Annotated in this window: 14 protein-coding genes and 3 pseudogenes; 8 read left to right on the top strand and 9 right to left on the bottom strand. The window is 65.7% G+C overall.

Annotation, left to right across the window (positions count from 1 at the left end):
• Window positions 1–14 precede the first annotated feature (14 nt).
• Window positions 15–1073 (bottom strand): PhoH family protein, encoded by a 1059-nt coding sequence (locus tag G6N41_RS14695; RefSeq protein ID WP_198913202.1) that lies wholly within the window; start codon window positions 1071–1073, stop codon window positions 15–17.
• A gap of 67 nt (window positions 1074–1140) precedes the next feature.
• On the bottom strand, window positions 1141–1791 hold the full coding sequence (locus tag G6N41_RS14690) for a TetR/AcrR family transcriptional regulator C-terminal domain-containing protein (RefSeq protein ID WP_198967873.1): 651 nt from the start codon (window positions 1789–1791) through the stop codon (window positions 1141–1143).
• A 75-nt stretch (window positions 1792–1866) separates the two neighbouring features.
• Between G6N41_RS14690 and G6N41_RS14685 the strand changes: the two genes are divergently transcribed.
• Both G6N41_RS14685 and G6N41_RS14680 read left to right on the top strand, forming a co-directional pair.
• Window positions 1867–2763, top strand: a complete 897-nt coding sequence (locus tag G6N41_RS14685; RefSeq protein WP_198913201.1) for an alpha/beta hydrolase — start codon at window positions 1867–1869, stop codon at window positions 2761–2763.
• Window positions 2747–3391, top strand: coding sequence for a maleylpyruvate isomerase family mycothiol-dependent enzyme (locus G6N41_RS14680; protein ID WP_198913200.1), 645 nt, complete (start codon window positions 2747–2749; stop codon window positions 3389–3391). Before G6N41_RS14685 ends, G6N41_RS14680 begins: the two co-directional genes overlap by 17 nt.
• Window positions 3392–3413: 22 nt before the next feature.
• Here G6N41_RS14680 and G6N41_RS14675 read toward each other — a convergent pair whose 3' ends face one another.
• The 3 genes from G6N41_RS14675 to hrcA all read right to left on the bottom strand — a co-directional run bounded on the left by G6N41_RS14675 (window position 3414) and on the right by hrcA (window position 6446).
• Window positions 3414–4175 carry a 16S rRNA (uracil(1498)-N(3))-methyltransferase gene (locus G6N41_RS14675; RefSeq protein ID WP_198913199.1) on the bottom strand — a complete coding sequence of 254 codons (762 nt, stop codon included), beginning with the start codon at window positions 4173–4175 and terminating at the stop codon, window positions 3414–3416.
• 28 nt (window positions 4176–4203) lie between these two features.
• A complete protein-coding gene (gene dnaJ / locus G6N41_RS14670; protein ID WP_198913198.1) occupies window positions 4204–5340 on the bottom strand; it encodes a molecular chaperone DnaJ in 1137 nt (378 codons plus the stop codon).
• Between the two features lie 74 nt (window positions 5341–5414).
• Entirely contained in the window at window positions 5415–6446 is a 1032-nt protein-coding gene (gene hrcA, locus G6N41_RS14665) for a heat-inducible transcriptional repressor HrcA (protein WP_198913197.1), read from the bottom strand.
• 272 nt (window positions 6447–6718) lie between these two features.
• Here hrcA and G6N41_RS14660 point away from each other — a divergent pair, with 272 nt between their 5' ends.
• The 5 genes and pseudogenes from G6N41_RS14660 to G6N41_RS14640 form a co-directional block, all read left to right on the top strand.
• The gene (locus G6N41_RS14660) at window positions 6719–7033 is read left to right on the top strand and encodes a type II toxin-antitoxin system VapB family antitoxin (RefSeq protein ID WP_198913196.1); all 315 of its coding nucleotides are present in this window, start codon (window positions 6719–6721) and stop codon (window positions 7031–7033) included.
• 95 nt (window positions 7034–7128) lie between these two features.
• Window positions 7129–7728, top strand: a complete 600-nt coding sequence (locus tag G6N41_RS14655) for a carboxymuconolactone decarboxylase family protein (RefSeq protein WP_198913195.1) — start codon at window positions 7129–7131, stop codon at window positions 7726–7728.
• A pseudogene (locus G6N41_RS14650) lies at window positions 7725–7880 on the top strand (sigma factor); the annotation flags it as partial. The gene G6N41_RS14655 and the pseudogene G6N41_RS14650, both read left to right, overlap by 4 nt.
• A gap of 47 nt (window positions 7881–7927) precedes the next feature.
• Window positions 7928–8800, top strand: a complete 873-nt coding sequence (locus tag G6N41_RS14645) for an IS5 family transposase (protein ID WP_407663822.1) — start codon at window positions 7928–7930, stop codon at window positions 8798–8800.
• Between the two features lie 4 nt (window positions 8801–8804).
• Window positions 8805–9548 (top strand): annotated as a pseudogene (locus tag G6N41_RS14640) (RNA polymerase subunit sigma-70); the annotation flags it as partial.
• Between the two features lie 37 nt (window positions 9549–9585).
• On the opposite strand, the gene G6N41_RS14635 reads toward G6N41_RS14640, so the two are convergent.
• Window positions 9586–10095 (bottom strand): hypothetical protein, encoded by a 510-nt coding sequence (locus G6N41_RS14635; protein WP_198913194.1) that lies wholly within the window; start codon window positions 10093–10095, stop codon window positions 9586–9588.
• A gap of 205 nt (window positions 10096–10300) precedes the next feature.
• Between G6N41_RS14635 and G6N41_RS14630 the strand changes: the two are divergent.
• Window positions 10301–11416 (top strand): annotated as a pseudogene (locus G6N41_RS14630) (IS3-like element ISMyma1 family transposase).
• Between the two features lie 204 nt (window positions 11417–11620).
• On the opposite strand, the gene G6N41_RS14625 reads toward G6N41_RS14630, so the two are convergent.
• Genes G6N41_RS14625 through G6N41_RS14615 form a run of 3 tightly spaced genes read right to left on the bottom strand, consistent with a single transcriptional unit; the run spans window position 11621 to window position 24695 of the window.
• Window positions 11621–15112 carry a non-ribosomal peptide synthetase gene (locus tag G6N41_RS14625; RefSeq protein WP_198913193.1) on the bottom strand — a complete coding sequence of 1164 codons (3492 nt, stop codon included), beginning with the start codon at window positions 15110–15112 and terminating at the stop codon, window positions 11621–11623.
• Between the two features lie 35 nt (window positions 15113–15147).
• Complete coding sequence (locus G6N41_RS14620) at window positions 15148–19686, bottom strand: non-ribosomal peptide synthetase (protein WP_198913192.1); 4539 nt, start codon at window positions 19684–19686, stop codon at window positions 15148–15150.
• Window positions 19683–24695, bottom strand: coding sequence for a non-ribosomal peptide synthetase (locus G6N41_RS14615; protein WP_198913191.1), 5013 nt, complete (start codon window positions 24693–24695; stop codon window positions 19683–19685). Before G6N41_RS14615 ends, G6N41_RS14620 begins: the two co-directional genes overlap by 4 nt.
• Window positions 24696–24915: the final 220 nt, after the last annotated feature.

The raw sequence follows: 24915 nt of genomic DNA, 5'->3' as shown, positions 1-24915 counted from the left end.
AGCTCACCGCACCATCATCGACGATTGCGGGTGCCCGACGCCCGCCGAGCCGCCCGGTTCATCCCCGAGCCCGGCTCCTCGTATCGCGCATACGCGTCGACGATCTCCGAGACCAGGCGATGGCGCACCACATCCGCGCTGGTCAGTTCGGCGATGTGAATGTCGTCGATATCGTCGAGGATGTCGACCGCCGCGCGCAGCCCAGACCTGGCGCCGCCCGGAAGGTCAACCTGGGTGACATCCCCGGTGACAACGACTTTGGATCCGAAACCCAGGCGGGTCAGGAACATCTTCATCTGCTCGGCAGTGGTGTTCTGCGCCTCGTCGAGGACGATGAAGGCGTCGTTCAAGGTCCTACCGCGCATATACGCCAGCGGCGCCACCTCGATGACGCCCGCCGACATCAGCTTCGCGATCAGCTCGGGATCCATCATGTCGTACAAAGCGTCATACAGCGGCCGCAGGTACGGGTCGATCTTTTCGCTCAGCGTGCCCGGCAGGAAGCCAAGGCGCTCACCGGCTTCCACGGCAGGACGGGTCAGGATGATGCGGTTGACCTGCTTGGTCTGCAGCGCATGGACCGCCTTGGCCATGGCCAGGTAGGTCTTTCCGGTGCCGGCCGGGCCGATCCCGAAGACGATGGTGTTGGCGTCGATGGCATCGACATACCGCTTATGGTTGAGCGTCTTGGGCCGGATCGTCTTTCCCCGGCGGGACAGAATGTCCAGAGTCAGCACCTCGGCCGGCGACTCGTTGCCGGCACCGACCAGCATCGCCACGCTGTGGCGCACCACCTCGGGAGTCAACGGCTGCCCATTGGCGACGATCGCCACCAGCTCGGAGACGGCCCGCTCGGCGACGGCGACGTCGGCGGGCTCGCCCGCCAGGGTGACCGTGTTGCCGCGCACGTGCAGGCTGGCGGTCAGGGTGCGTTCGAGTGCCCTCAAATTCTCGTCGGCCGAGCCGAGCAAGCCCACAACCAGGTCGGGCGGAACGTCGATGCTGCTGCGTACCTGAGGGTCGGCCGGTCGGGCTCCAACTGCGTCAGCAGCGCGGGTCTCGCGGGGCGTCACGTGGCTTCCGATGCCTGCTTTCTGGCCTATCGAAGTGGAGGGTGGGCGGGTGTGCTGAATTCACAGTCTAGCGCCGGTCGCGACGGCGTTCGAATGATTCGATGCCCGCCAGCAGGATGTCCAGTGCCCGTTCGAAGTCAGCCGCCGGCGTGGACCGTTGGCTGGCTTGCGCCAACGCGGCGATGTGCGGATGCTCGGTACCGGCCAGACCGCCGATCCGCGCCGCGACGGCCACCTGCTCCTTTTCCCGTCCGGTTCCGGCCAGCGGGCCGGCCAACTCCGCCTGCGCACTGCCCATGACGAATCCGAGCACCCCCCGAAAACTCGCCAACAGATCTGCATCGCCCACCCCGCTGCGCCGGAGCGCGGCGATCAACCGGTCCGCGACCACATAGCTGGACGCCGATACGGTACGGCGGGTCAGCACCAGCGGGATGGCGTTGGGATGCTGGCGCATCGTCTCCCAAATCGCTGTTGCGATCGCGTGTACGTCGGCGCGCCAATCATCGGTGGGTGCGGGGACTTTGACGTCTGCGACTACCGCGTCTGCCACCAGCGCTTCGAGTTCGCGCCGATCCCTGACGTAGTTGTACAGCGTCATCGGACCAGTGCCCAGAGCCGCGGCCAGCGAGCGCATGCTCAGCCCGCTGAGCCCGTCTTGGTCGACGATGGCCAGTGCCGCACTGGCGATGTCGGAAACCGTGAAGCGTGCTCGCACGTCGCCCTCCCAAACCGTTGACAGGTACATCGTACGTAAGGTAAACACGTACAACGTACGTATGGAGGTCACGCCATGGTTTCAACGTTGGGCACCGCCTTTGAATCGAGAGGCACCCGCTGCGCGGCTTGGTTCACCCGCCCCGCGGGGCCGGGCCCGTATCAGCTGGTGGTGCTCGCCCACGGGTTGGGCGCCAACCACACCATGGCCCTGGCCCGATATGAGCGGCACTTCGCCGCCGCCGGCATCGCCACTCTCGCGTTTGACTACCGGAATCTCGGCGCATCCGATGGCACGCCGCGACAACGACTCAGCCTGCGTCGGCACCGCCAAGACATCGCCGCGGCGCTTGAGTTCGCCCGCTCGCTGCCCGACGTCGACGCGAGTCGCGTAGCGCTGTGGGGCACCAGCCTCGGCGCGATGCATGTGCTGCTGATCGCGGCCCGCCGCCGGGACCTTTGCGCGGTCGTCGTGCAATGCCCCATCGTGGACGGCCCGGCAACGCTGCGCCGGCTAGGGCTGGCGGCGACGCTGCGGGCCGGGCCGGCAATTGTCGAAGATGCCCTGCGCTGTGCCGCCGGCCTGCGGCGGCGATACATCCCCATAGTCGGACCGCCGGGCAGTCTGGCGGCGGTGACGGCGGCCGGCGCCCTGCAGGGCTGGCGCTCCACCGTCGACCCGGGAGGGTCCTTCGATAACCGCATCGCCGCGTCAAATCTCCTCGGCATCGGCGTCACCAGCACCAAACGGGCGGCCCGCCAGATCAGCGCGCCGCTACTGGTGTGCGTTTCCCGCCGGGAGACACTGATGGATCCGCGTCATGCCGAGGTCGTGGCCGGGCGGGCGCCGCGCGGCATCGCGCGCCACTACGACGGTGACCATTTCGAGATTTATCATCGGCCCCTTATCGACAGCTTGCTTGCCGACCAGACCGCCTTCTTGCGGGAGCATCTCCATGTCGAAGACACGTAACATTCTGCACAACAACGATATTCGGTTCGTCGAATTCGCCTCCGGCCTGTCGGCGGCCGAGTGGGGCACCCCAAGCCTATGCGGCGAATGGAGCAACCACGACGTACTTGCCCACCTGGTGATCGGATATCGGGCCTCATTGCGCATGTTGGCGGCCGGCCTGTTCAGCCAGCGCGGTTCATTCGACCGCGCCAACGCCGCGCTCGCTATCGACTTGGCACGGCGACACAATCCGAATGAGTTGATCGCCGAATTCGCCGAGCTCGCGGTCCACCCACGCGGGATCGGACGGGTATTCCCTCGGCGACTCTTGCTGGGCGATCACGTGATTCACGAACTTGACATCGCGTTTGCGTTGGACCGAACCCCCACCGTCGGCATCGACGCCCTGGTAGCCGTGCTGAATACCCAAGTGCGGGTTCCGAACCCGTTCGTACCGGCGGCGCAACGGGCACGCGGACTGAGTCTGCGCGCTCACGATGTCGATTGGACCAGCGGCGAAGGCGATTGGGCGGTGACAGGCGGCGCCGCCCAGCTGGCCTCGGCACTGGCCGGTCGCCCATGGGCACTCGATCAGCTCAGCGGCAAGGGCGTCGACACGCTGCGAACACGAATGCTACTGCACTAGCGCAGTATTGGCCGCCAGAGGATCACAGGCTCGCAGCACTATCCCAGCGCTCGGTGAGCACGCCGAGCGCCCCCAGCGCCACCGCCGCTGCGGTCGACGTCCGCAGCACCGTCGGGCCCAGCCGAACCGAAACCGCTCCGGCGCCTGCTAATGCGTCCATCTCCTCGGGCGCAATTCCGCCTTCGGGACCGACCACGAGAACCAACGATTTGGCTTGTGCCACAGCAGTATCGACGAGCCGATCGGTTGCCGATTCATGCAATGCCAATACCATCGCACCCGCTTGCGCCTCAGCGGTGATTCGCCGTATCAGCGCCGCCGTGGATAGCACCCCCTCGACAGGTGGGATGTGCGCGCGGCGGGACTGCCGGCCCGCGGAGCGCGCGGCCGAGCGCCAGCGGCGCAGCCCCTTGTCGGCCCGGGCTCCTTCCCAGTTGGCCACGCAACGTGCGGCTTGCCAGGCCAGGAATGCGTCCGCACCGGCCTCGGTCGCCAATTCGACCGCCAATTCCGAACGTTCGGATTTGGGCAATGCCTGCACCACGGTGACCGCCGGACGCACCGGAGCCACGCTCCAGCGCTGCAGCACCCGTGCCGTCAACCCGTCCCGCGCTGCGTGCTCGACCACGCAGCGGGCCAGTTCGCCGGCGCCGTCCCCGAGGACGAGCTGCTCACCGGGACGGATACGGCGCACCGTGGCCGCGTGAAAGCCTTCGTCGCCGTCCAGTGCGGCCAGCTCTCCCGCCTCCGGCACTGTGTCGACATAGAACAGCGTTGCCACCATCTGCGGGCCCCGGCGACCTGAATCCGCGTCAGCGCCCGGAGAAGGTTTCGCGAAGCTTGCTGAACAAGCCGCCGCCGGCGGCATGCGACGAGCGAACCTCGGCGACGTCACGGCCACGGCGGTTCTTCAGCTCACGCAACAGTTCGGTGTCGCGGTGGTCCAGCCTGACCGGAACCATTACGTCGACGTGCACATGCAAATCGCCGCGCGCACTGGACCGCAGGTGCGGCATTCCGTGGCCGCGCAGCGTGATCACCGCGGCCGGTTGGGTGCCGGGCGGGATCACAATCTCGCTGGGCCCGTCCAGGATCGCGTCCAACGTCACGGTGACCCCAAGCGCCGCATCGACCATCGGCACCGAAACCGTGCAGTGCAAATCGTCACCTTCGCGCACGAAGATGTCGTGGGCCTGCTCATGAACCTCGACGTACAGGTCGCCCGACGGGCCTCCCCCGGGCCCAACCTCACCCTGGGCGGCGAGCCGGACGCGCATGCCGTCGCCGACACCGGCAGGAATCTTGACGCTGATCTCGCGGCGGGCCCGCACCCGGCCGTCACCCATGCACTGGTGGCACGGGTCGGGAATGACCACCCCGACGCCGCGACAAGTCGGACACGGCCGCGACGTCAGCATTTGGCCGAGCAACGAGCGCTGGACGGTCTGCACTTCCCCGCGGCCACCGCAGGTGTCACACGGAATCGGCGCGGAGTCGCCGTTGGTGCCCTTGCCCTGGCAGCGATCACAGAGCACCGCGGTATCGACGGTCACCTGCTTGGTGACACCGGTCGCGCACTCCTCGAGATGCAGCCGCATCCGCAGCAGCGAATCCGAGCCCGGACGAACCCGACCAATCGGACCTCGCGATGCCGAGCCACCACCGAAGAACGCCTCGAAAACATCGCCCAGCCCGCCGAAGCCGGAAAAGCCGTTGGCCGCCGCGCCGGCACCTTCCAGCGGGTCACCGCCCAGATCGACGATCCGGCGTTTCTCCGGATCGCTGAGCACCTCGTAGGCGACGCTGATCTCCTTGAACTTGGCCTGCGCCGCCTCATCGGGATTGACATCGGGATGCAGTTCGCGCGCCAACTTGCGATAGGCGCGTTTGATTTCTGCATCACTAGCGCCCTTGCTCACGCCAAGCAGGCCGTAGTAGTCGCGTGCCACGGTTGACTCTTTCCTATGCGAGGTCTTATGCCGCTGCTACGCGGCTGTCCACAAATTCTGTAGCGAGTGCGCGGTCATCGAGCACCCAGCACTTCGCCGATATACAGGGCAACCGCGGCAACACTGGCGATAGTTCCCGGATAGTCCATGCGGGTGGGCCCCAGCACACCCATCCCGCCGTAGACCGTGTGATTGCTGCCATAGGCGGTGGACACCATAGAGGTGCCGACGATCTGCTCGGCCTCGGTTTCATGGCCGATTCGCACCATCACCTTGCCGGCTTCCTGCTGTGCCGCCAGTAGCCGCAGCACCACAACCTGCTCTTCGAGGGCCTCGAGGATGGAGCGCAGCGACCCCCCGAAGTCCGCGGCGTTGCGGGTCAGGTTCGCGGTGCCGCCCATCAGCAACCGCTCCTCGGTGTGTTCCACCAGCGACTCCAGCAAGACCGTCGCCGATCGGCCCACCGCGTCGCCCAAGCCGCCGGCGCCGCTGAGTTGCCCGGCGAGGTCGGCGACCGCAACCGATGCCGCCGCCAGTTTCTTGCCCTCCAACGCCTGCCCCAGCAGCTCGCGCAGTTGCGATAGTTGGTGGTCATCGATGACGTCGCCGAGCTCGACGATGCGCTGATCCACCCGCCCGGAGTCGGTGATGACCACCATCAGCAGCCGGGCCGGGGTCAGCGCGATCACTTCCAGATGGCGAACCTTTGAGGTCGACAGGGTCGGGTACTGCACGACGGCAACCTGGCGGGTCAGCTGCGCCAGCAGCCGTACCGCACGGCGCAGCACATCATCGAGGTCGACCCCGGATTCCAGAAAGCCCTGGATGGCCCGCCGTTCGACCATCGACAGGGGCTTGACATCGTCGAGGCGGTCTACGAACTCGCGGTAGCCCTTCTCGGTGGGCACCCGGCCCGAGCTGGTGTGTGGCTGGGCGATGTAGCCCTCCGCCTCCAGCACTGCCATGTCGTTGCGTATGGTGGCGCTCGAGACACCGAGGTTGTGCCGCTCGACCAGCGATTTCGAACCGATCGGCTCGTGGTTGGCAACGAAGTCGGCGACGATGGCCCGCAGCACCTCGAAGCGGCGCTCGTCAGCAGTTCCCATCGACTTCTCACCTCCTTGCAGCTGGCCGGCCGCGTTCATTTTACGGTCTCACCAGTGGCTGACCGCCGACCCGCACAATCGCCGGGCGGCCGACGGCCTACCGCGCCGTGCAGTGCAGATCTGTGCGTCGTTGCGAACCTCCGGTGCGGCGCAGGCCAGATCGGAGTTTCGCAACCAGTCCATGGAGACTTCAATTCCATCGGACTTGTTGCGACTAGCCTATTGCGCATGATCCTGTCCGGCATAAACAACGCGTCAGGGACGATCCGCCCATGATTTTCAAGGGCGTGCGGGAAGGCAAGCCATATCCCGAACATGGACTGTCGTATCGGGATTGGTCCCAGATTCCGCCACAGCAGATACGGCTCGACGAATTGGTCACATCCACCACCGTGCTCGCGTTGGATCGCTTGCTGTCCGAGGACTCGACGTTCTATGGCGACTTATTCCCTCATGCGGTGCGGTGGCGGGGCGTCATCTACCTCGAGGACGGCTTACACCGAGCGGTACGCGCGGCGCTGCGTAACCGCACCGTGCTCCACGCGCGGATGTTCGACATGGACATACCGCCGGGCGGTCTGAGGTAGCCACGCCGGCAGCGGGGCTCAGGTCGGTTTAGTCACATTTTCGTGCCCCCCGGGGGTCATACCCAATAACGACCACCGACCCGTTAGGAGCCGCCATGTCCCGCCTTGTGGGGGTCAGCGACCACGACGCCGGCATAGCCGCCAAGATCGCGTTCTTCTTCACCAAGCGCAAGCTGGCAAGAATGGCCGGGCTCGCGACGGCCGACATGCTCGAACCGCTGCGGATGTATGCCCACATCCCCAGATTGCTCAACGCCTACGGCAGGCTGGAACAAGCCGAATCGAAACTGGATGTGCTCACTGCGCGGCACCGGGCCTTGGCCGAATTGAAAGCCGCGACCACGGTCGGCTGCCAATATTGCATCGACCTGGGTTCACAGATTGCCCGGGAGTTGGGAATCAGCGACCAGGAGCTCCTGGCGTTGGCCAACTACCGCGATGCTTCGTGCTTCTCCGAGGTCGACCGGTTGATCCTGGACTACGCCGCCGCGATAAGTCGCACGCCCGTCGCCGTGAGCGACGAGCTGTTCGCGGCTCTGCGCGCCCACTTCGACGCGGCTGCGCTGGTCGGGCTTACCCACATCATCACGCTGGGCAACCTGCGCGCCCGGTTCAACATCGCCCTCGGCATCGGGTCCTCGGGCTTCTCGTCCGACCGGGTCTGCGCGCTGCCCGAGGGGGCCTGGCCACCATGACCGATCCGGCATTGCTCGCCCGCTTCCAAGCGGCCAGGCCGCGGCTGGGTGCGCTGGCCTACCGGATGCTGGGCTCACTTGCCGACGCCGAGGACGTCGTTCAAGAGGCCTGGCTGCGGCTCAACGCCACCACCGACCGCGCCCAGGAGCTAGGGCGTGTCTGCTTAATGTGAATGGTGTTTTGGCTGATGCTGTTTGGGTGATGCGGACGCATGCGATTTCTGATGATTTGTGGTCGCTGATCGTGGCGGTGTTGCCTGCGGGGCGGCGGCGTGGCCGGCCGTGGAACGATCATCGACGTACTCTGGAGGGCATTATCTGGCGTTACCGTACGGGATCTCCGTGGCGTGACCTGCCCGAGCACTTCGGTCCCTGGCAATCGGTGGCCGAGAGGCATCTACGCTGGTCGGTCGATGGCATCTACGCGCGGATCTTCGCGGCGATCGCCTCTGACCTCGACGCCGAGGACGCCGACCTGGGCGCACTGTTGTCGGTCGATTCGACCAGTGTGCACGCCCACCAACACGCAGCCGGGAGCGCCCCGGGCGCCGCACAGGGGGATCTGTCGAATTACAAGAAATATCTCGATGAGCCCGATGACCACGCCATTGGGCATTCCCGCGGCGGGCTGACTACCAAGATCCACGCCTTGACCGACCAGCTGTGCAGTCCGGTCACCCTGGCACTGTCGGCCGGTCAAGCCGGTGATAATCCGATGCTTTGGCCATTGCTGGCCGCCCGGCGCAGCAACTCATACGCCCCGTTTCACCTGCTGGCGGACAAGGCGTACTCCCATGACTCGACGCGGGCACAGCTGCGCCGGCTCAAGATCGCCCATACCATCCCCGAGCGCAGCGACCAGATCACCCGCCGCAAAGCCAAAGGCCGCAACAGAGGACGGCCTCCGGGGTTCTCAGGCCGAATCTACAAGCACCGCAACACCGTCGAGCGAAGCTTCAACCGGCTCAAACACTGGCGCGCGGTCGCCACCCGCTACGACAAATACGCCCTGACCTACCTCGGCGGTGTCACCCTGGCCGCCATCATCACCTACCACCGCGTCCGCAATTAGCAGACAGGACCTAGTCGATCTCGATGTATGGCTGACCACCGTGGTGGCGCGACTATGCCTGAACCTAGTGCGGGATCGTCGCGGCCGGGGCCGAGAAGAGCTGGTCGGTCAGCTGCCGGATCCGATCGTGGATGGCGTCGCAGCGTTCGACCCCGAACACCACGCGATGCTGGCCGATGCGGTGGGCCTGGCGCTTTTTGTCGTGCTGGACACGCTGGCCCCGGCCGAGCGGTTGGCTTTCGTGCTTCATGACGTCTTCGCGGTCCCGTTTGACCAGATCGCACCCATCCTCGAGCGCACACCCGAGGCGACGCGCAAACTGGCCAGCCGGGCACCGCGCCGGATCGAGCGCGCGGAACCGTTTCCCGACCGCGACCTCTGCGCACAGCGTGAAGTCGTCGACGCGTTCTTTGCGGCCGGGCGCAGCGGCAACTTCGAGCGCCTGGTTTCGGTGCTACATCCGGACGTGGTGTTGCGCGGCGACTTCGGACCCAACACCCCGCGATTTCGAGCCCAGGGCGCAGCCACCGTGGCCAAGCTGGCCCGCAGCTACGCGGGCCCGGAGCGCACGGTGCTCAACGCCCTGGTCAACGGGGCCGCCGGCGCCGTCATCTCGATCTCCGAGCAGGCATCGGCGGTGATGGGATTTCTGGTGCGCAACGGACGCATCGCAGCGATCGACGTGCTGGCCGATCCGCAGCGGATCGCCACACTCGATATCAGCGGTCTGAGCGGGCCGGGCGGATAGCCGGTGCTGCGCCTGCGCTATCCGCCCGTGCGGCAGATCAGTGGCCCGCGGCCTGCAGCAGCTGCATCGCCGAGCTGCGGGACAGCACCCAGCTGCCTTGGTTGACGAACGTCACATTCTGGGTGATCGGCGCGGTGAACTTGGGTCCACTGACGGACACGTCGGCGGTCGCGGCGCCGGCGGCAGCCGGTGCAATGTTGGCCACGGTGAACGACAACGGCAGGTCCCCGTTCTTCGCCGCCTTCTTCAACTCGTGGTCGGCAAGGCGCGCCTCGGTCCCGCCAATGCCGCCCTCGACCAGACCGCTCTTGCTGGTGAACGAAACGTTGGGGTCAACGAGGCTGTTGAGCAAGCCGGTCAGCTCGGCGGCCGTCGGGACGTCGGTGGCCGGCGCCGGTGCCGGGTCCTGCGGCAGTGGCGCACCGAAGACGACTGGCTGCACCTGGTAGGAGGCCCCGGCGGCAGAGGTGACGACGGTCACCCCCGTGACCGCGGCTCCGATCGCGCCCGCCGCTGCCATACCCATGGTGATCGATTTCAGGGTCATGCTCTCCCCCTTGACTCATCTGTTCTGCGCATGTCGCGACTGTGGTCTCGTCTGTATTTCCCCGGGTCCGCCGCTTCCAAGCTAACCGCGAATACCAGGGCTAGGGTGTGGCACACCTGTGTGCTTGGCCTGACCCCGATCGGTTGATCCACGGCTTGTGAGAGTCTTGTGGCCCACGTTGTGGGCAGGAAGGCTCGACAAGATCATGGCGACGAGGAAACGGCACAGTCCGGAGCAGATTGTGCGCAAGCTGATGACCGCGGACGGGCTGTTGGCCGAGTGCAAGGACACCGCGGCGGTCTGCCGCGAGCTGGGGGTCTCTGAGGCTACCTACCACCGGTGGCGCAACCAGTTCGGCGGCCTGAAGGCCGAGGACGCTAAACGGCTCAAGGACCTCGAACGCGAGAACGCCGCACTCAAAAGGTTGTTGGCCGATGCCGAGTTGGAGAAGGACGCGCTGTGGGAGATCGCCCGGGAAACTTTTAGGCCCGGAGCGCCGGCGGGCGGCCGTTCGTCATCTCCAGCGCGTGCTGGGGGTCAGCGAGCGGTTTGCCTGCCGCGTCACCGGACAGCACCGCGCCACCCAACGCCACGAACCGGTTGCGGGCACGCCGGCCGATCCGGACGCCGCTCTGAGGGAGTGGCTACGCGACTACGCCAACAAGCATCCTCGTCGCGGGTTCCGACCGGCCTACCACGATGCCCGCGGCGAAGGCTGGGAAGTGAACCATAAGAAGGTGCAACGGCTTTGGCGTGAGGAAGGACTGCGGGTCCCGCAGCGTCGCAAGTGCAAACGGCACGGCACCTCCACCGCCCCGCCAGAGGTAGTCGCCGATGCACCCGATCGGGTGTGGGCGGTGGACTTCCAGTTCGACGTGACCACCGATGGGCGGCCGATCAAGATCGTGTCGATCATCGACGAGCACACCCGCCAATGCCTCGGCGGTATGGTCGAGCGCAGCATCACCGGTGATCACCTCACCGAGGAGTTGGGCCGCATAGCCGCCGGGCGCGGGGCCTTACCCGCGGTGCTGCGGTGTGACAACGGACCCGAATGGCTTGCAGCGCAATGGCAGACTGGGCCGAGGGCCAGGTCGGACTCCACTTCATCCCGCCCGGCGAGCCATGGCGCAACGGCTATGTCGAGTCGTTCAACTCCCGCATCCGCGACGAGTGCCTCAACATCAATAGCTTCTGGTCACTGGCCCAGGCCCGTGTCGTCATCGGCGACTGGAAGCACGAGTACAACCATCATCGGCGGCATTCATCGCTGGGCTACCTACCGCCTGCCCGCTATGCTGCCGCCTGTACCCACCGATGAATGACTCTCGTTCGCCGCGGACCAGTTCACGGGGTCAGGCCATGCCGGCTATGAGAGTCGCCCACCCGGACGAGAGGTCGGGTCGCCAGGATATCGGTATGACCGCCGAAATCGTTAATGCCGACCATCGCCGGTCCATGTTGAGGCGTCTTCATGGTGAATCGCAAAAGGTTTCATCGACACGCGGCCTGTGTCGATGAAGTACTAGCCTTCGGCGAGCACCTCTTCATCGGTCAAAGCCGCGACGTCAAGATAGTGGCGGGCAATCACCGATAGCCGTTCCGGCGTAGCGCGTGCCGCCTCCCGGTCTTGTAGGCGCTGCGCTAGGGCACCCACCGTTCTGGCCGCGAATAGGTCCGCGACCACGACGTGATCGATGTCCAGCCAGTCGCGGATCCGCGCGATCACGGCGGTGGCAAGCACCGAATCACCGCCTTGAGCAAAGAAATCGTCGCGCACGCCAATCGAGGCCTGATCGAGCACCTCGGCCACGATCTCGGCAAGCGCGGCCTCCACGTCGTTGCGTGGAGCCCGGTCTTCGGTTGTGCAGGCTTCGGGTTCCAGCAATGCGGTCACCGCTCGGCGGTCCAGCTTGCCGTTCGCGGTCAGCGGGAATCTTTCGAAAAATACCGTGCGGGTGGGCACCATGTAGCTCGGCAACAGATCCGCCAATACGGCGGTGATATCGTCGACCGTATTGGGATCCGCCGCGACGGCGGCAACCAACTTGGGTGCGCTCGCACCGACTACGGCCGCAACGGCGTGACGCACTCCGGAAACGGCACGTAGCGCGTTCTCCACCTCGCCGAGCTCGACCCGGTATCCACGAATCTGCACCTGATGGTCGGCACGCCCCAGGAACTCGATGGTGCCATCGGGCCAATACCTGGCCATGTCACCGGTCTTGTACCAGCGGATCCCCTGGTGCTCCACGAAACGCTCCGCGGTGCGCTGCGGATCATTGCGGTATCGCGCAGCGACATTCGCGCCGCCGACCCACAATTCGCCGGCTACCCAGTCCAGGCAATCGCGGCCCGACGGCGACACAATGCGACAACGTACGTTGCGCAGCGGACGCCCGAACGGCACGGTCGCCCAGTGCGCTGGTGGTTCGCCCACCACCTCACAGATGGTGTTGTGGATGGCGGTCTCTGTCGCACCGCCCAGACCGGAGAACCGGCATCCCGGAACCTGCCTGGCTAGCCTGCGGGCCAAGTCAGCGCCCACCCAGTCGCCACCGAGCGTGACGGCCCGCAAGGAGTTGCCCAGCCGATCACCACCGAGATCCAAGATCATGTCGAGCATGCTCGGCACACAGTTGAGGATTGACACGCGCCGGTGCACCAGCAATTCCACCCAGGTGGTCGGCGCCGACTTTTGCTCTGCGTCAACTGCGACCAGGGAGCCGCCGACCGCGAACATGCCGAAGATGTCATACACCGACGCATCGAACTCGAGCGCGGACAGCGCCAACACGCGATCGGCGCTGCCAACGCCGAACCACTCGTTGACAGCGTCAATCGTGTTCATCGCCGCGCTGTGCGGTACGTCGACTCCCTTGGGCAGGCCCGTGGAGCCGGAAGTGAAAATCACGTAGGCGATCTCGCCGATATCGGGAAACACCGGCTCCGGCAATGGCTTCGGATGATCGCGTGCCGTATCGATGGATACGCACGGGATTGCGTCGCCCATCCTCGCGCCCTCGACGGTCAGCGCCGCGACAACGTCGGCGGTCTGAAGAATCTTGGCGCGCCGCGCCTCCGGCTGGTCGAAGCCGATCGGAACATATGTACCCCCGGCGGCAAGAACTCCGAGCACAGCCGGGATCTGAGCACGCCCCTTGGGCAGTTGGACGGCGACCGCGTCGCCGGGTCGCACCCCGCACTCGTGCAGCGCTGCGGCGACGGCAAGCGACTGCCTGCGCAATTCTCGGTAGCTCCAGACACCCCCGTCATCGCCCACATCCCATACCACCGCCGGCGCGTCCGGATTGACCGCGGCGTGCTCGAAAAATCCTTGATGCAAGCATTTTTCGCTGGCTGGTCCATCGGTTGCATTGGTCGCTGCACGGGTCGCGGCCTGCGCGGCGGGCAACTGCACCGGGGCGGAGGCGTCCCAGCCAGCGTCGCCGTCGGCCAACCGCTTGACCGCATCGGTAAACCGGTTGAACATCGTGTCGATCAGTCCCGGCGGGAATGCTGACTCGCGGGCATCCCAGTTGACCAGCAACCCGCCACGTAACTCGGTGACCTGAGCATCCAGCAGGACTTGGGGCCCCTGCGAAATGATCCAGACCGGGTCTCCGAAGGTCTCGATCACTTCATCGGCAAACAACTCACCGAGATCGAGAGCGCTGGTAAACACCACCGGCGCCAGCACCGGTTCGCCGCGGTACCTCCCTAGATCGCGCAGCACTTCCAGACCGGAATAGGCAGCGTGCGAACCGCTTTCGTACATCCTGCGTTGAATGTCTCGAGCTCGTTGGGCAACCGAAACGTCTTCGGTGACGTCGACCTCGAGCATGATCGACGAGGTGAAGTCGCCAACCACTCGATCGATGTCCGGGTGCACCGATTCGCGTTGAAACAAAGGCACATTCAGCAGGAACTTACCTTGCTCCGACCAACCGCCGATGGTGTCGGCGAAGACCGCGGCCAACGCCATGGCCGGCGTGACCCCGCGCGCATGCGCCCCGGCCATCAGCTGCTGCTTGGCTTCCGGCGCCAGCCAGTGCTCGTAGCGCTCGGTCCGATGCGGCGCCCCGGGTTCTCGCACGGCCACGGTCGGCAGTTGCGGCGCGCCGGCCATCTCCGGCAACCGCCGCTTCCACCATTGCCTGTCCCGCTCGCGCGCCGCCCTGTCCGGTTCGTATTCGGTGCGATAACGCCGGTAGCTGAAGCCGGGAGACTGCAGCGTCGCGCCCCGGTACAGCTGCGCCAGGTCCGACACCAACACCCGATAGCTCATCGCGTCACCGGCCAGCATGTCGACGTCCAGATGAAGGCGACTGCGGTCGCCATCCCACAGCGTGAGCGTGAAGTCGATGACCTGACCGTCTTCAATTGCCAGGCGCTGGTGCCCGTTACGCTCACGCATCTGCAGTAGTGCGGACTCAACCTCGTCCGCACTCTGCCCCCGAAGGTCGACCAGGGCGAACACCGGCCTACCCGGGCTGGGCATCGTCTGCTGCGTCCCGTCGGCGAGAAATCGGGTACGCAGCATCGGATGCACCGCAACCAGGTCGGACACGGCACGTTCCAGCCGCTCGGGATCGATTCCGGTTCCGTCGAATTCAACGTAGAGATGGGCGGCAACGCCGCCGAGCTCTTGTTCGTCAGAGCGACCGATCCAGTAGGCGTGCTGCATCGTTGCCAACGGGAACGGGGCTTGTGGCGCCTCCGGTTCCAACAACAACTCGGGGCGGTCGGCCGGTGCAGTTACCGCACATCCGAGCTGGTCGGCGTTGAGCAGTTCGTGCCAGGACTGCACCGTCGCGGTGGCGGCGAGTTGCGCAAAGGTGATGTCGGCTCCGCGCTTGCGCCAGCGTCCGGCCATCGACATCATTCGGATCGAGTTCAGGCCTAGCTGAATGAGATCGTCGTCGTCGGCGACATCTGCCGCGGGGCAATCCAGTTGGGCCGCGATCGCGGCCCTGATCTCGTCCCGGCTAATCCACTCCGTGCTGAGCGGCTCCATCCCAGTCCTTTCCGACCAGTCTATTGACTCGGCGCCTAGTCCAACCCGGCCGCGAGCGCGGCAATGCCGCGCTGCCACAGGCCGGTTAGGTGGTCGATGTCGGAGCGTTCGAACACCGCGTCACTCCAGCGCCAGTTGCCGATCAGTTGGGTGCCCTCGGCGGTCACGCCGACAAACACACTTAGATTCAACGCAAAACGCAGGGGCAGATCCGGCTCCGGATCAATCGGAAGCGCGTCGAGGTAGGGCCCGGTCAGCAGCGACCACGGTTGATCGGCGACGCCGCCGAGGTCCAGGCGCCCCAGATAGCTGAACTGGATCTGCGGATCGACCGCGTCCACCAGTTCGGCAACGCCGTCCACGTACCGAAGCAAGCCATAGTCCAAACCGTCGTTCGGGATCGCTTCGAGGTGGCTGACGACGGAATGGACCAGGTCCTGGGCGGCCACCGGATCCCGCTCGGACTGCTCGATATCCACCGCCGCCGCGCCCGCGCCGAGGCGCACCGGGAATGCGTTGGTGAACCAGCCGACGGTGTTGGTGGTGTCGGTATCGAGTACGGCATCAGCGCGCCCGTGGCCCTCCAACGCGACCAGGACCCCCGCCGCCGGGTCCTGAGCACGGACCCGACGCCAGCTTGCCACCGCCATCGCAGTTGCGGCCAGCAATAGTTCGCGCACGCCTTGGTCGCGTCTGACCGCGCCCAGCACCCTCTCCGTGACATCGACCGGAATGGCTGCCCGCGTGAGTTGCAGCGTGGACCAGGTATCGCGAGTCGGGTCCGGGTAGCGCAGGCCCAACGCCGGATCGGGTTCGCGCACCAGGGCCGCCCAGTAGTCGCGCTGATCCTGTACTTGCGGCGCCGAAGCCCGGTGCCACATCAGCTCGCACCACCGGCGGTAGGAGGTGAACTCCGGCAATATCTTCGGTGGCGTGCCCGCCTGCAGCGAGCGCCACGCCGCGGCGAGGTCGCCCAGCATGATGTGCCAGGACACCACATCCACGGCCAGGTGATGAGCGGTGAGCAGCAACATATTCGCAGGGTCAGCCCGATGTTCGGTGCCGCGGAACCAGATGGCGCGCACCATCGCACCGGCGGATGGGTCGATCTGGTCGGTCACGACCCGCGCGGCGTGCGCGACGGCCGAGGCCAGTTCGTCATCGGAGCCTTCGGGCAACGTGATACGGGTCAGTACGTCTTCGGCACGCACCGCCGCGGGCTCGCGAGTGACCAGCCGCGGCCCCTCTGGGGTTTCGGTCAAAATTGACCGCAAGGTGTCGTGTCCATCGAGCAGCAGCTGCAGCATCAGTTCGATGGACGAGCGGTCGATGCCCGAGGGTAGCCGCAGCAACACGGTGTGGGTGAATCGGCGGTAGTTGCCGTATTCGTAGAGCCAGGACACCATCGGCAGCGGCCGCACCGCACCGCAGTCGGCGTCGGCCGGGGCGTCCTGCGAGTCCACCGCGGCATCGATTGCGGCACCGAGTTGGCGAATCGTCTTAGCGGTCAACACCATCCGCGGGTCCACTCGGAGTCCCTGCCGTCTCGCCTTGTGGACCAACGAGATTGCCACGATGCTGTCCATACCGAACAGGAACAGATCGTCATCGATGTGCGGAATAGCGTTGAGCTGCTCTTCGAACAGTTCGCACAACACGCGTTCGGTGTCAGTCGACGCCGATACCGCTGTGCCCCCGGAGACACTCGTCAATGCGTCTTCGGCCAGTCGATCCAATGCGTGACCATCCAGCTTGCCGTTGGCATTCACCGGTAGCCGCGGAAGCGTCACGATACGCGCTGGAACCATGTAGGACGGTAGGCGCTCGGTGAGACCGGCGCGCAGCTTGATCAGGTCATCGTGCGTATTGTCTTGCCAAACAACGAAACCGACCAGGCTGGTGCGGTCCTGCTGACGCAGCACCGAAACCGCCGCGTCATGCACGCCGGGCTGGCCGCGCAGTGCCGCCTCGATCTCGCCGACCTCGACGCGATAGCCGCGGATCTTGACCTGGGCGTCGGCGCGGCCCACATAGGCGTAGCCACCATGGGACAACCGGCGCACCAAGTCCCCGGTCCGATACATGCGCTGACCCGGACGCAGCGGGTCGGCCACGAAGCGAGCAGCCGTCATCCCAGGTCTGCCAACATAGCCCCGGGCCAGCTGCGCCCCCGACAGGTAGAGCTCCCCCACCACGCCGTCGGGCACCATCCGCAGCGCCGAATCGAAGACGTAACCGAAAGTCCCCGCGTTGGCAGTACCGATCGTCGGTTTCCGATAGTCCTTGACCGCGGCGACCACCGCCTCAACCGTCATCTCGGTCGGCCCGTAGCAGTTGTAGACCGCCATCTGCGATAGCCCACGAAGCTGATTCCACAGCCCGGTGTTGATCGCCTCGCCGCCCAGGGCAAGAACCGAGAGGTTGTGATCCAACAACCCGGCAGCACTTAGTTGGAAGAACATTGACGGGGTGGTGTCGATCATGTCGATCTGACCGATCGCGATGCCTTCCACCAGGCGATCCGCGTCGCGCATCTCTTCGGCGTCGAACAGATGGATCTCATGCCCGTCGAGCAGGCCGACCATGGGCTGCCACGAGGCGTCAAAACTCAGCGACCAGGCGTGGGCGATGCGCAACGGCCGGCCCAGGCGGGCGCGGGCTGCCCGGTATACGCGCTCGGCGTGGTCAGCGAAATAGCTCAACACCGCGGCGTTGGTACCGACGACACCCTTGGGTTCACCGGTTGATCCGGAGGTGAAGATGACATAGGCGGACTGTTCCGGTCGACGGTCGACGGTGGGCGCGGCAGCGCTGCGCCGCGAAATACTGTCCACCGCGGCGGGATCATCGAGCGCCAAGGTCGGCACGGCGGTGCCGACCAGCTGCGAATAGTCGGCTTCGGTGATGGCTAACGCTGGGCTAGCCTGACGCACAATAGATTCGACGCGCGCACTGGGAAGGGTGACGTCTACGGGTAGGTAGGCCCCACCGGCGGCCAGCACCCCCAGAATGGCGACGATGGATCGCTCCGAGCGCGGCAACACCAGCGCCACAACTGTTTCCGGGCCGACTCCGTGCTCGGCTAGCTCCCCCGCCAGCCGGCAGGCCCGCGCGTGTAGTTCGGCGTAGGTATGGCGCACACCGCCCGCGGCAGTCAGGGCGGCGGCATCCGGTGTGGCTTGCACCTGACGCTCGAACATTTCCCACACCGTCGTATCGAAGGTGGGCGCCGACCTCGCGGCAAGGAGGCCGTGTGCCTTCAACTCGGCCGCGGTCCGAATGTCCAGGTCGTCGGGAGTGCCGTCGCCGATATCGGGAAGTTGACGCAGCACGGTCAGCATTCGCTCGCCAATTTCGGCAGCCGGAAGATACGGCAGCGCCTCGGCTATGGCCTCGATCAGCACCAGCAACTCGTCCTCGCGCAGGTGCGAGACCACGGTCAGCGGGTAGTGCGTCAGGCTTTCCATCTCCACGGGAAGGAACTGGGCGCCGTCGGGTGTGGTGGCCGGGCGGATGGCGTCGTCGATCGGCGCATTCTCGAACACGAACAGGGAGTCGAAGAGGGGGCCGCGGCCATGTTCGCGTTGGATTTCCGACAAGCTCAGGTAACTGACGTCGCGCATCGCCGATGACTGGCGCTGCACCTGAGTGCATTGCGATACCACAGCTTCCGTACCGCTCACGTAGTGGACGACCGGTACGGCGTTGATGAACAGCCCGACCATGGTCTCCACCCCGGGCAGCTGGTCAGGACGGCCGGAGACGACGGTGCCGAACACGACATCACGACGGTCGGTCAGCCTGCTCAGCACGACTGCCCAGGCGAAAAGCACCGCGGTGTTCAGCGTGAGGCCATGGCGCCCCGCCCACTGTCGCAGGCGCGCAGTGTCGGCCGCCGGCAACAACAGTTCCGTTTTCCCCGGCTTGCTCTGCCCCGCCGTGGCCTCGTAGGCCACCATGAGCGGTTCGGACACCCCGCGCAGATAGTCCATCCAGCCGGCGAGCGCGGCCGCCCTGTCCTGTTTGGCGAGCCAGACGATGTAGTCGCGGTAGGGGCGCGCGGCCGGAAGCGCGTCGGCCGCTCCCCCCGCCCGGTACACCGCGAGTAGTTCGGTGAAGAACACCGCAAGTGACCAACCGTCCACCAGGATGTGGTGAGCGGTGAAGATCACCCGGCGCTTGGTCTCGCCAGGAACGCTGAGCACCACCACCCGCAGTGCCGGTCCACGGCTGAGATCAAACGGACGGCGTCGCTCCGAGCGTGCGATGGAGTCGAATTCCGCCGGTGTCGCCACCCGCTCGGACCACGGCAGCGTGGCATGGACGGGCACAATCTGCACCGGCTTGGGCACATCACGATCCCAGAAGGCGGCGCGCAGATTGGGATGGCGGTCCAGCATGGCTTGCGCGCTGCGACGGAGCAATTCGAGGTCAACCGGTCCGTCGATATCGACCACGAACTGCATGCTGTAGAGGTCGACGCCGTCCTCGGCCAGCTGGTGTAACGCGAACAGCCCCTCCTGCAGCGGGCTGAGGGCAAGGACGTCCTCGATCTGTGGGGCAGCCGCGGTCACGATGCGCTTCCCTGCTGCAGCCAGGATGCGCTCAGCTTGGCCAATGCATCGGGAGCCAAGCCGGATGCGCTCATCGGCGTATATTCCTGCGCCGGTGGCGGATCCGCCTCGACCACGGGCTCGCCGTTGGCCGCGTCGACGGCGGCGGCCAGCTCAGCGATGGTCATGTGCTCAAACACCATGGCCGGGGGAAACGGCAGCCCCAGCGCACCCGCTTGAGCCGACCATTTGATGGCGATGATGCTGTCGCCGCCCAACGCGAAGTAGTTCTCGTCGCGATCGATGCCGGTGATCTCGAGCAACTCCTCCAGCATGGCGGTCAGCCGCCGCTCGGTTTCCGCGGATCCAGCGGCGACCGGCTGCGACGCCGCGGGACCGGCCGGCAGCGGTGGGGCCAGCAGCTTTGCCAAGTCAGCGCCGGGCAGCAGCTGCACCGCCGACAGTGGGAGGTCCGGTGTCGTCGCGAACGCAGCGAGTGCGGCGTCCAATGCATCGGCGATCAGCGCAACCGTCGCGGGTTCGTAGAGGTCGGCGTTGGCGACGACCTGCACGTCGAGTTCTCCACTCGGTGTCACGCTCATCCCAATGGCCAGAAAGAGCAGGGCGACTTCGAAGTTCACCGGAAGTGGCACAACCGTGGTTTCGCCCCTTCCGGTGAGATCGCGCGGGACCAGCGCCCAGTCCTCGCCCCGGAAGTTGAGCATGTTCTGGAACAACGGATTGCGCGACAGCGCGCGTGGTGGGTTGAGAGCCTCCACCAACCGCTCGATGGGAAGCTCCTGGTGTGCCAACGCATCGAGCACCGTGTCGCGACTGCCGACGAGTACGGAGCGCAGCGTCGGATCACCGGATAGGTCGGTGCGCAGCACCACGACGTTGGCGAACAGACCGACCAGCTGCGCGGTGGCCGGTTCCACCCGGGCGGCCACCGGGCTGCCCAGCGCGATGTCGGTGCCGCCGCCGAGCTTGTGCAGGACGACGGCCAGAGCGGCCTGATAGAGCATGAACTCGGTCGCGCCGTTGCGCTCGGCGAGTTGGGTAAGTGCAGAACGACGGGCCGCCGGGACACTGAACTGCACTACCTCGCCGCGCTTGCCGAGCACACGTGGACGCGCGCGGTCAGTCGCCACCGAAATCTCGTCCGGCAGTCCGGCCAACGCATCGCGCCAGTAGTCGAGTTCGGTCTGTCCCCAGTTGGACTCGAACGTGTTTCGTTGCCACACCGCGTAGTCCGCAAACTGGATGGGCAGGATTTCCCACTGCGGCGCGTTGTGTTGCAGTCGGGCCCGGTAGGCAACGATCAGGTCGTCGAGAACAATCTCGAGCGACGCGTGATCGCTGACGATGTGGTGCACGATCAACAACAGCACGTGCGTATCCGGCCCCAGCACCAACAGGTTGGCTTGCAGCAACGGCCCGGACTCCGGGCTGAACACATGCCGACGTAGCTGAGTCGATACGTCGTCGAACTCGTCCTGGTCGATCGCTCGGACCGCTAGCTGCACCGTCCGGCTCGGGTGCACGATCTGATACGGAACGCCTTCGTGCTCATCGAAGTTGGTGCGCAGCGCCTCATGGCGGGCCACCACATCGTTGAGTGCCGCGGCGAGTGCGACCGGGTCCAGTGGACCTTCGAAGCGAAGCGCGAGAGGCATGTTGAACTCTTCGCGGGCGCCCTCGATCCGGTACTGAAACCAGGCGGCGAGCTGGGAGTGGGACAGTGGAAGCCGCTGTGGCCTGGCCGATTTGACGAATCCGGGGCGGGCCCGTTTCGGATCCAACGGCATGTCGTCGGCGGCCAAGTTATCAAGGTCGAGTTCGAAATCGTTGCGGAACCGTTCCACCAGGCGGGCCGCCAGCCCGGCCGGGGTCGGGGCGTCGAAGATGGTGCGCACAGTCAGGTCCACGCCGAACTCGGCCCGGATCTGGGCAACGAGTCGAGCCGCCAGCAGCGAATGGCCGCCCAGCCCGAAGAAGGAGTCTTCGGCGCCGACCCGCTGCCTGCCGAACAGCTGGGCGAAGATCGAGCATATCCACCGCTCGGTGGCCGTCTCTGGCTCGCGGTAGCGTCGGGTCGCGATCGGAGTTGGCGCGGGCAATGCCCGCCTGTCGAGTTTGCCGCTCACCGTCATCGGGATCTCTGGGATCACCGCGAACGCGCCGGGCACCATGTACTCCGGCACTGCCGCTGCGGTGTGTGCCCGGATCTCCTCGAGGTCGACCTGGGCCGCCGCCGGCACCAGGTACGCGGCAAGCATGGGTCCGGCCTCGGTTTCTTCCGCGACGACGAGGCAGTGCCGTACCGCTGGATGCGTGTTGATCACGGATTCGACCTCGCCAAGTTCGATGCGGAAGCCGCGGATCTTGACTTGCTCGTCGGCGCGGCCGACGAATTCCAGCTCACCGCAATGGTTGCGGCGAACCAGATCGCCCGTTCGGTACAGGCGCATGCCGGGATTGAACGGGTCGGCGATGAAGCGTTGCGCGGTCAGAGTTGGCCGTCCCAGATATCCACGCGCCAACTGACTGCCGCCCAGATACAGCTCACCGATCACCTGGTCCGGTACCGGATGGAGTTGCTCGTCAAGCACGTATGCGTAGACGTTGCGGTTTGGCACACCAATCGGCACCGCTCGGGCACCATGCGAGCCCGTGACCACCATGTGTGTGGAACAGACCACCGCCTCGGTCGGCCCGTAGTGATTGCGCAACTCCGCGGCGAAGTAGCCGGCGAATCTGTCCGCCACCTCACCGGGAAGCGCTTCTCCGCCGACGGGAACGTGGCGCAACTGCCGCCACTGCTGGACCTGGGGCAGCAGTAGCAGGGTGCTAAGCATGGAAGGCACCAGGTGTAACACCGTGACGCCGCGGCGGCTGATCAGATCCGCGACATAGCTGATGTCGCCGAAGGCATCCGGCTTGGGCACGATCAGCTGTGCTCCAAGGAATAACGTGACGAAGATATCCGCCAGCGAAGCATCGAAGCTGACCGACGAGAACTGCAGCCACCGGTCTTCGGCCGTCATGGTCCACTCGGCGACGAAACCCTGCACATGTTCGGCGATCGCGTGATGCGACACCGCCACCCCTTTGGGCCGGCCGGTGGAGCCGGATGTGTAGATCACATAGGCCAAATGCTCAGGGCGCAAGGGCCTTAGCCGGTCGCCATCAGAGAGTGGCAGATCCGAGTTATCGGCCGCGGCCCGCTCGGCAACGTCGAGTTCGGGCCGCCCGATGACCGTCTGCGGACGAGCGTCGGTGATGAGGTAGTCGATGCGTTCGTCGGGGTAGGCGGGATCGATCGGCAAGTAGGCCGCACCGGCCTTGAGCACCGCCAGCATTGCGACGATGAACTCGATCGAGTTAGCCATCCGCAGCCCGATGATGTCCTCAGGCCCGAAGCCTTGGCCGATAAACCAGCGCGCCAAACGATTCGCGCGCCGGTGTAGTTCGCTGTAGGTCAGTTCGGCCTCGTCGGAAACCAATGCCAGCGCTGTGGCCGTCCCGGCTGCCGACGCGGTCGCTTCCAGCAGCTTGACCATCGTGGTGGCAGGCATTTCAACAAGCTCGCCGTGCGACTGGGCCAGCACGCTATCGCGTTCGCCAGCGCCGAGGATGTCCAGGCTGGACAGCGGCCGCTCGGGCTCGGCCAGCGCTTTGTCCACCAGCTGTAGGTAATGGGCCAGCATCTGGTCGACCAGCACAGAGCTCAGCTGTTGCTGATACTCGAACTCGACCGAGAGATCATCGGGGTCGAGCGCGATCGTCAACGAGAGCGGAAGATGCGCGGCTACCGCACCGAGGCCGAGTTGGCGCACCACGACGCCGTCCAACGCAAGGCCACCGGCGCTCTTGCGCATGTTGAAACCGAGTCGGACCAGCAGGTCCATCCCGTCGCGTCCCATTCGCTCCGGGTTTGCTTCGCGTACCACCCGGTCGATGCCCACCGATTGATGGGCGAAGCCGGCCAGACAGGTTTCCCGTACCTCGTTGACGAATGAGGTGAAGGTGTCCTGCGACCGTGTCGTGATCCGCAGCAGCAACGTGTTGCCGAAGTATCCGAGGGCACCCGCGGCGGCACCACTGCGTTCGGTGACCGGGACCGAGACCAGAAAATCCGATGCTCCGGTGTAGCGGCGCACCAGCACGCCGTATGCCGCGAGCAACACCATGAACGGTGACGCGGAGCACTTCCTGGCGAAGTCCTCGACCCTGCTGAACAGGCCGGCGGGCAGCGGCCGAACTCGACGCTGCGCCCGCCTGCAGGGATTCGCACCGGACACACCGGGAAGCTCCGGCGGTTCCGGCAGCGGACGCAATGTCTCCGCCCAGTAGCCGACGTCGGCCACGCTAGGAGCCGCAGAGTGTTGCAGCACTTCAACGCTGAGGAACTGTGCTGCCGGGTCGTTGATCGGCAGATCGTTGTAGGCGGCGCTGAGCTCGCCGAAGAAGACCTCCCAGGAATCGTCATCCCAACAGATGTGATGCACGACCAGAAGCAACACCAATTCGTCCGCGCGGGTACCTATCACGGTGATCCGCAGCGGCAACTCGTTGGTCAAGTCGAAGGGACGGCCGAACTCGTCGGCCGCCAGACTCTCGATCTGCTGCTCATGTCCGGCCTCGGGCAGCCGGGTCAGATCCTCACGTCGCCACCCGACCTCAACGTCGTCGGAAAATACCTGGTATGGCTCCCCTTCGGTGTCCACCCCGTAGGTGGTGCGCAAAATGGCATGGCGCGCAACCACATCGTTGACGGCGGTATGCAAGCGATCCTCGTCCACCAGGCCAGTCAGCCGGTACGCGACGCAGATGTTCAACGTGACGTCATCGGGGTCCATCGTCTGCAGGAACCACATGCGGCGCTGGCCGTCCGACAGACGATAACGTTCTCCCGGGCAGATACCTGGCTGGTCGCTCGACTGCTCCGCCGCCAATCCGCTCTCGGCGATCCGCCGGCGCAACAGTTCCCGGCGGCGATCCTGCAAAGTCCTGACATCATCTGCCATGGTTAGCCTCACTCCTCACCGTCGCTGCGCCGGACCAATCAGAACCTGCGGGCCCCGGCTTCCCAGGTCTGAAATCAAGCGACACGACGCGCATCAAACCAACCCCTCCAACTCGCTAACGCCCGCGCGCTGTCCGGGGGCAAGCCCCTGCACGCCGAACAGCCTTCGCCAAACCAGGCTTATGTTAGCCTTCGCTAAGTTGAATGGCTGTTGCGGCCCG

Source organism: Mycobacterium shottsii, from assembly GCF_010728525.1.
Taxonomy (GTDB): Bacteria; Actinomycetota; Actinomycetes; order Mycobacteriales; family Mycobacteriaceae; genus Mycobacterium; species Mycobacterium marinum.
This window is presented reverse-complemented; position numbering and strand designations above follow the sequence as displayed.

Coding starts and splice junctions, on each gene's coding strand:
- G6N41_RS14685 (WP_198913201.1), top strand. CDS start 1,867: ATGGTTTCAACGTTGGGCACCGCCTTTGAATCGAGAGGCACCCGCTGC.
- G6N41_RS14680 (WP_198913200.1), top strand. CDS start 2,747: ATGTCGAAGACACGTAACATTCTGCACAACAACGATATTCGGTTCGTC.
- G6N41_RS14675 (WP_198913199.1), bottom strand. CDS start 4,175: ATGGTGGCAACGCTGTTCTATGTCGACACAGTGCCGGAGGCGGGAGAG.
- hrcA (WP_198913197.1), bottom strand. CDS start 6,446: ATGGGAACTGCTGACGAGCGCCGCTTCGAGGTGCTGCGGGCCATCGTC.
- G6N41_RS14660 (WP_198913196.1), top strand. CDS start 6,719: ATGATTTTCAAGGGCGTGCGGGAAGGCAAGCCATATCCCGAACATGGA.
- G6N41_RS14655 (WP_198913195.1), top strand. CDS start 7,129: ATGTCCCGCCTTGTGGGGGTCAGCGACCACGACGCCGGCATAGCCGCC.
- G6N41_RS14635 (WP_198913194.1), bottom strand. CDS start 10,095: ATGACCCTGAAATCGATCACCATGGGTATGGCAGCGGCGGGCGCGATC.
- G6N41_RS14625 (WP_198913193.1), bottom strand. CDS start 15,112: ATGGAGCCGCTCAGCACGGAGTGGATTAGCCGGGACGAGATCAGGGCC.
- G6N41_RS14615 (WP_198913191.1), bottom strand. CDS start 24,695: ATGGCAGATGATGTCAGGACTTTGCAGGATCGCCGCCGGGAACTGTTG.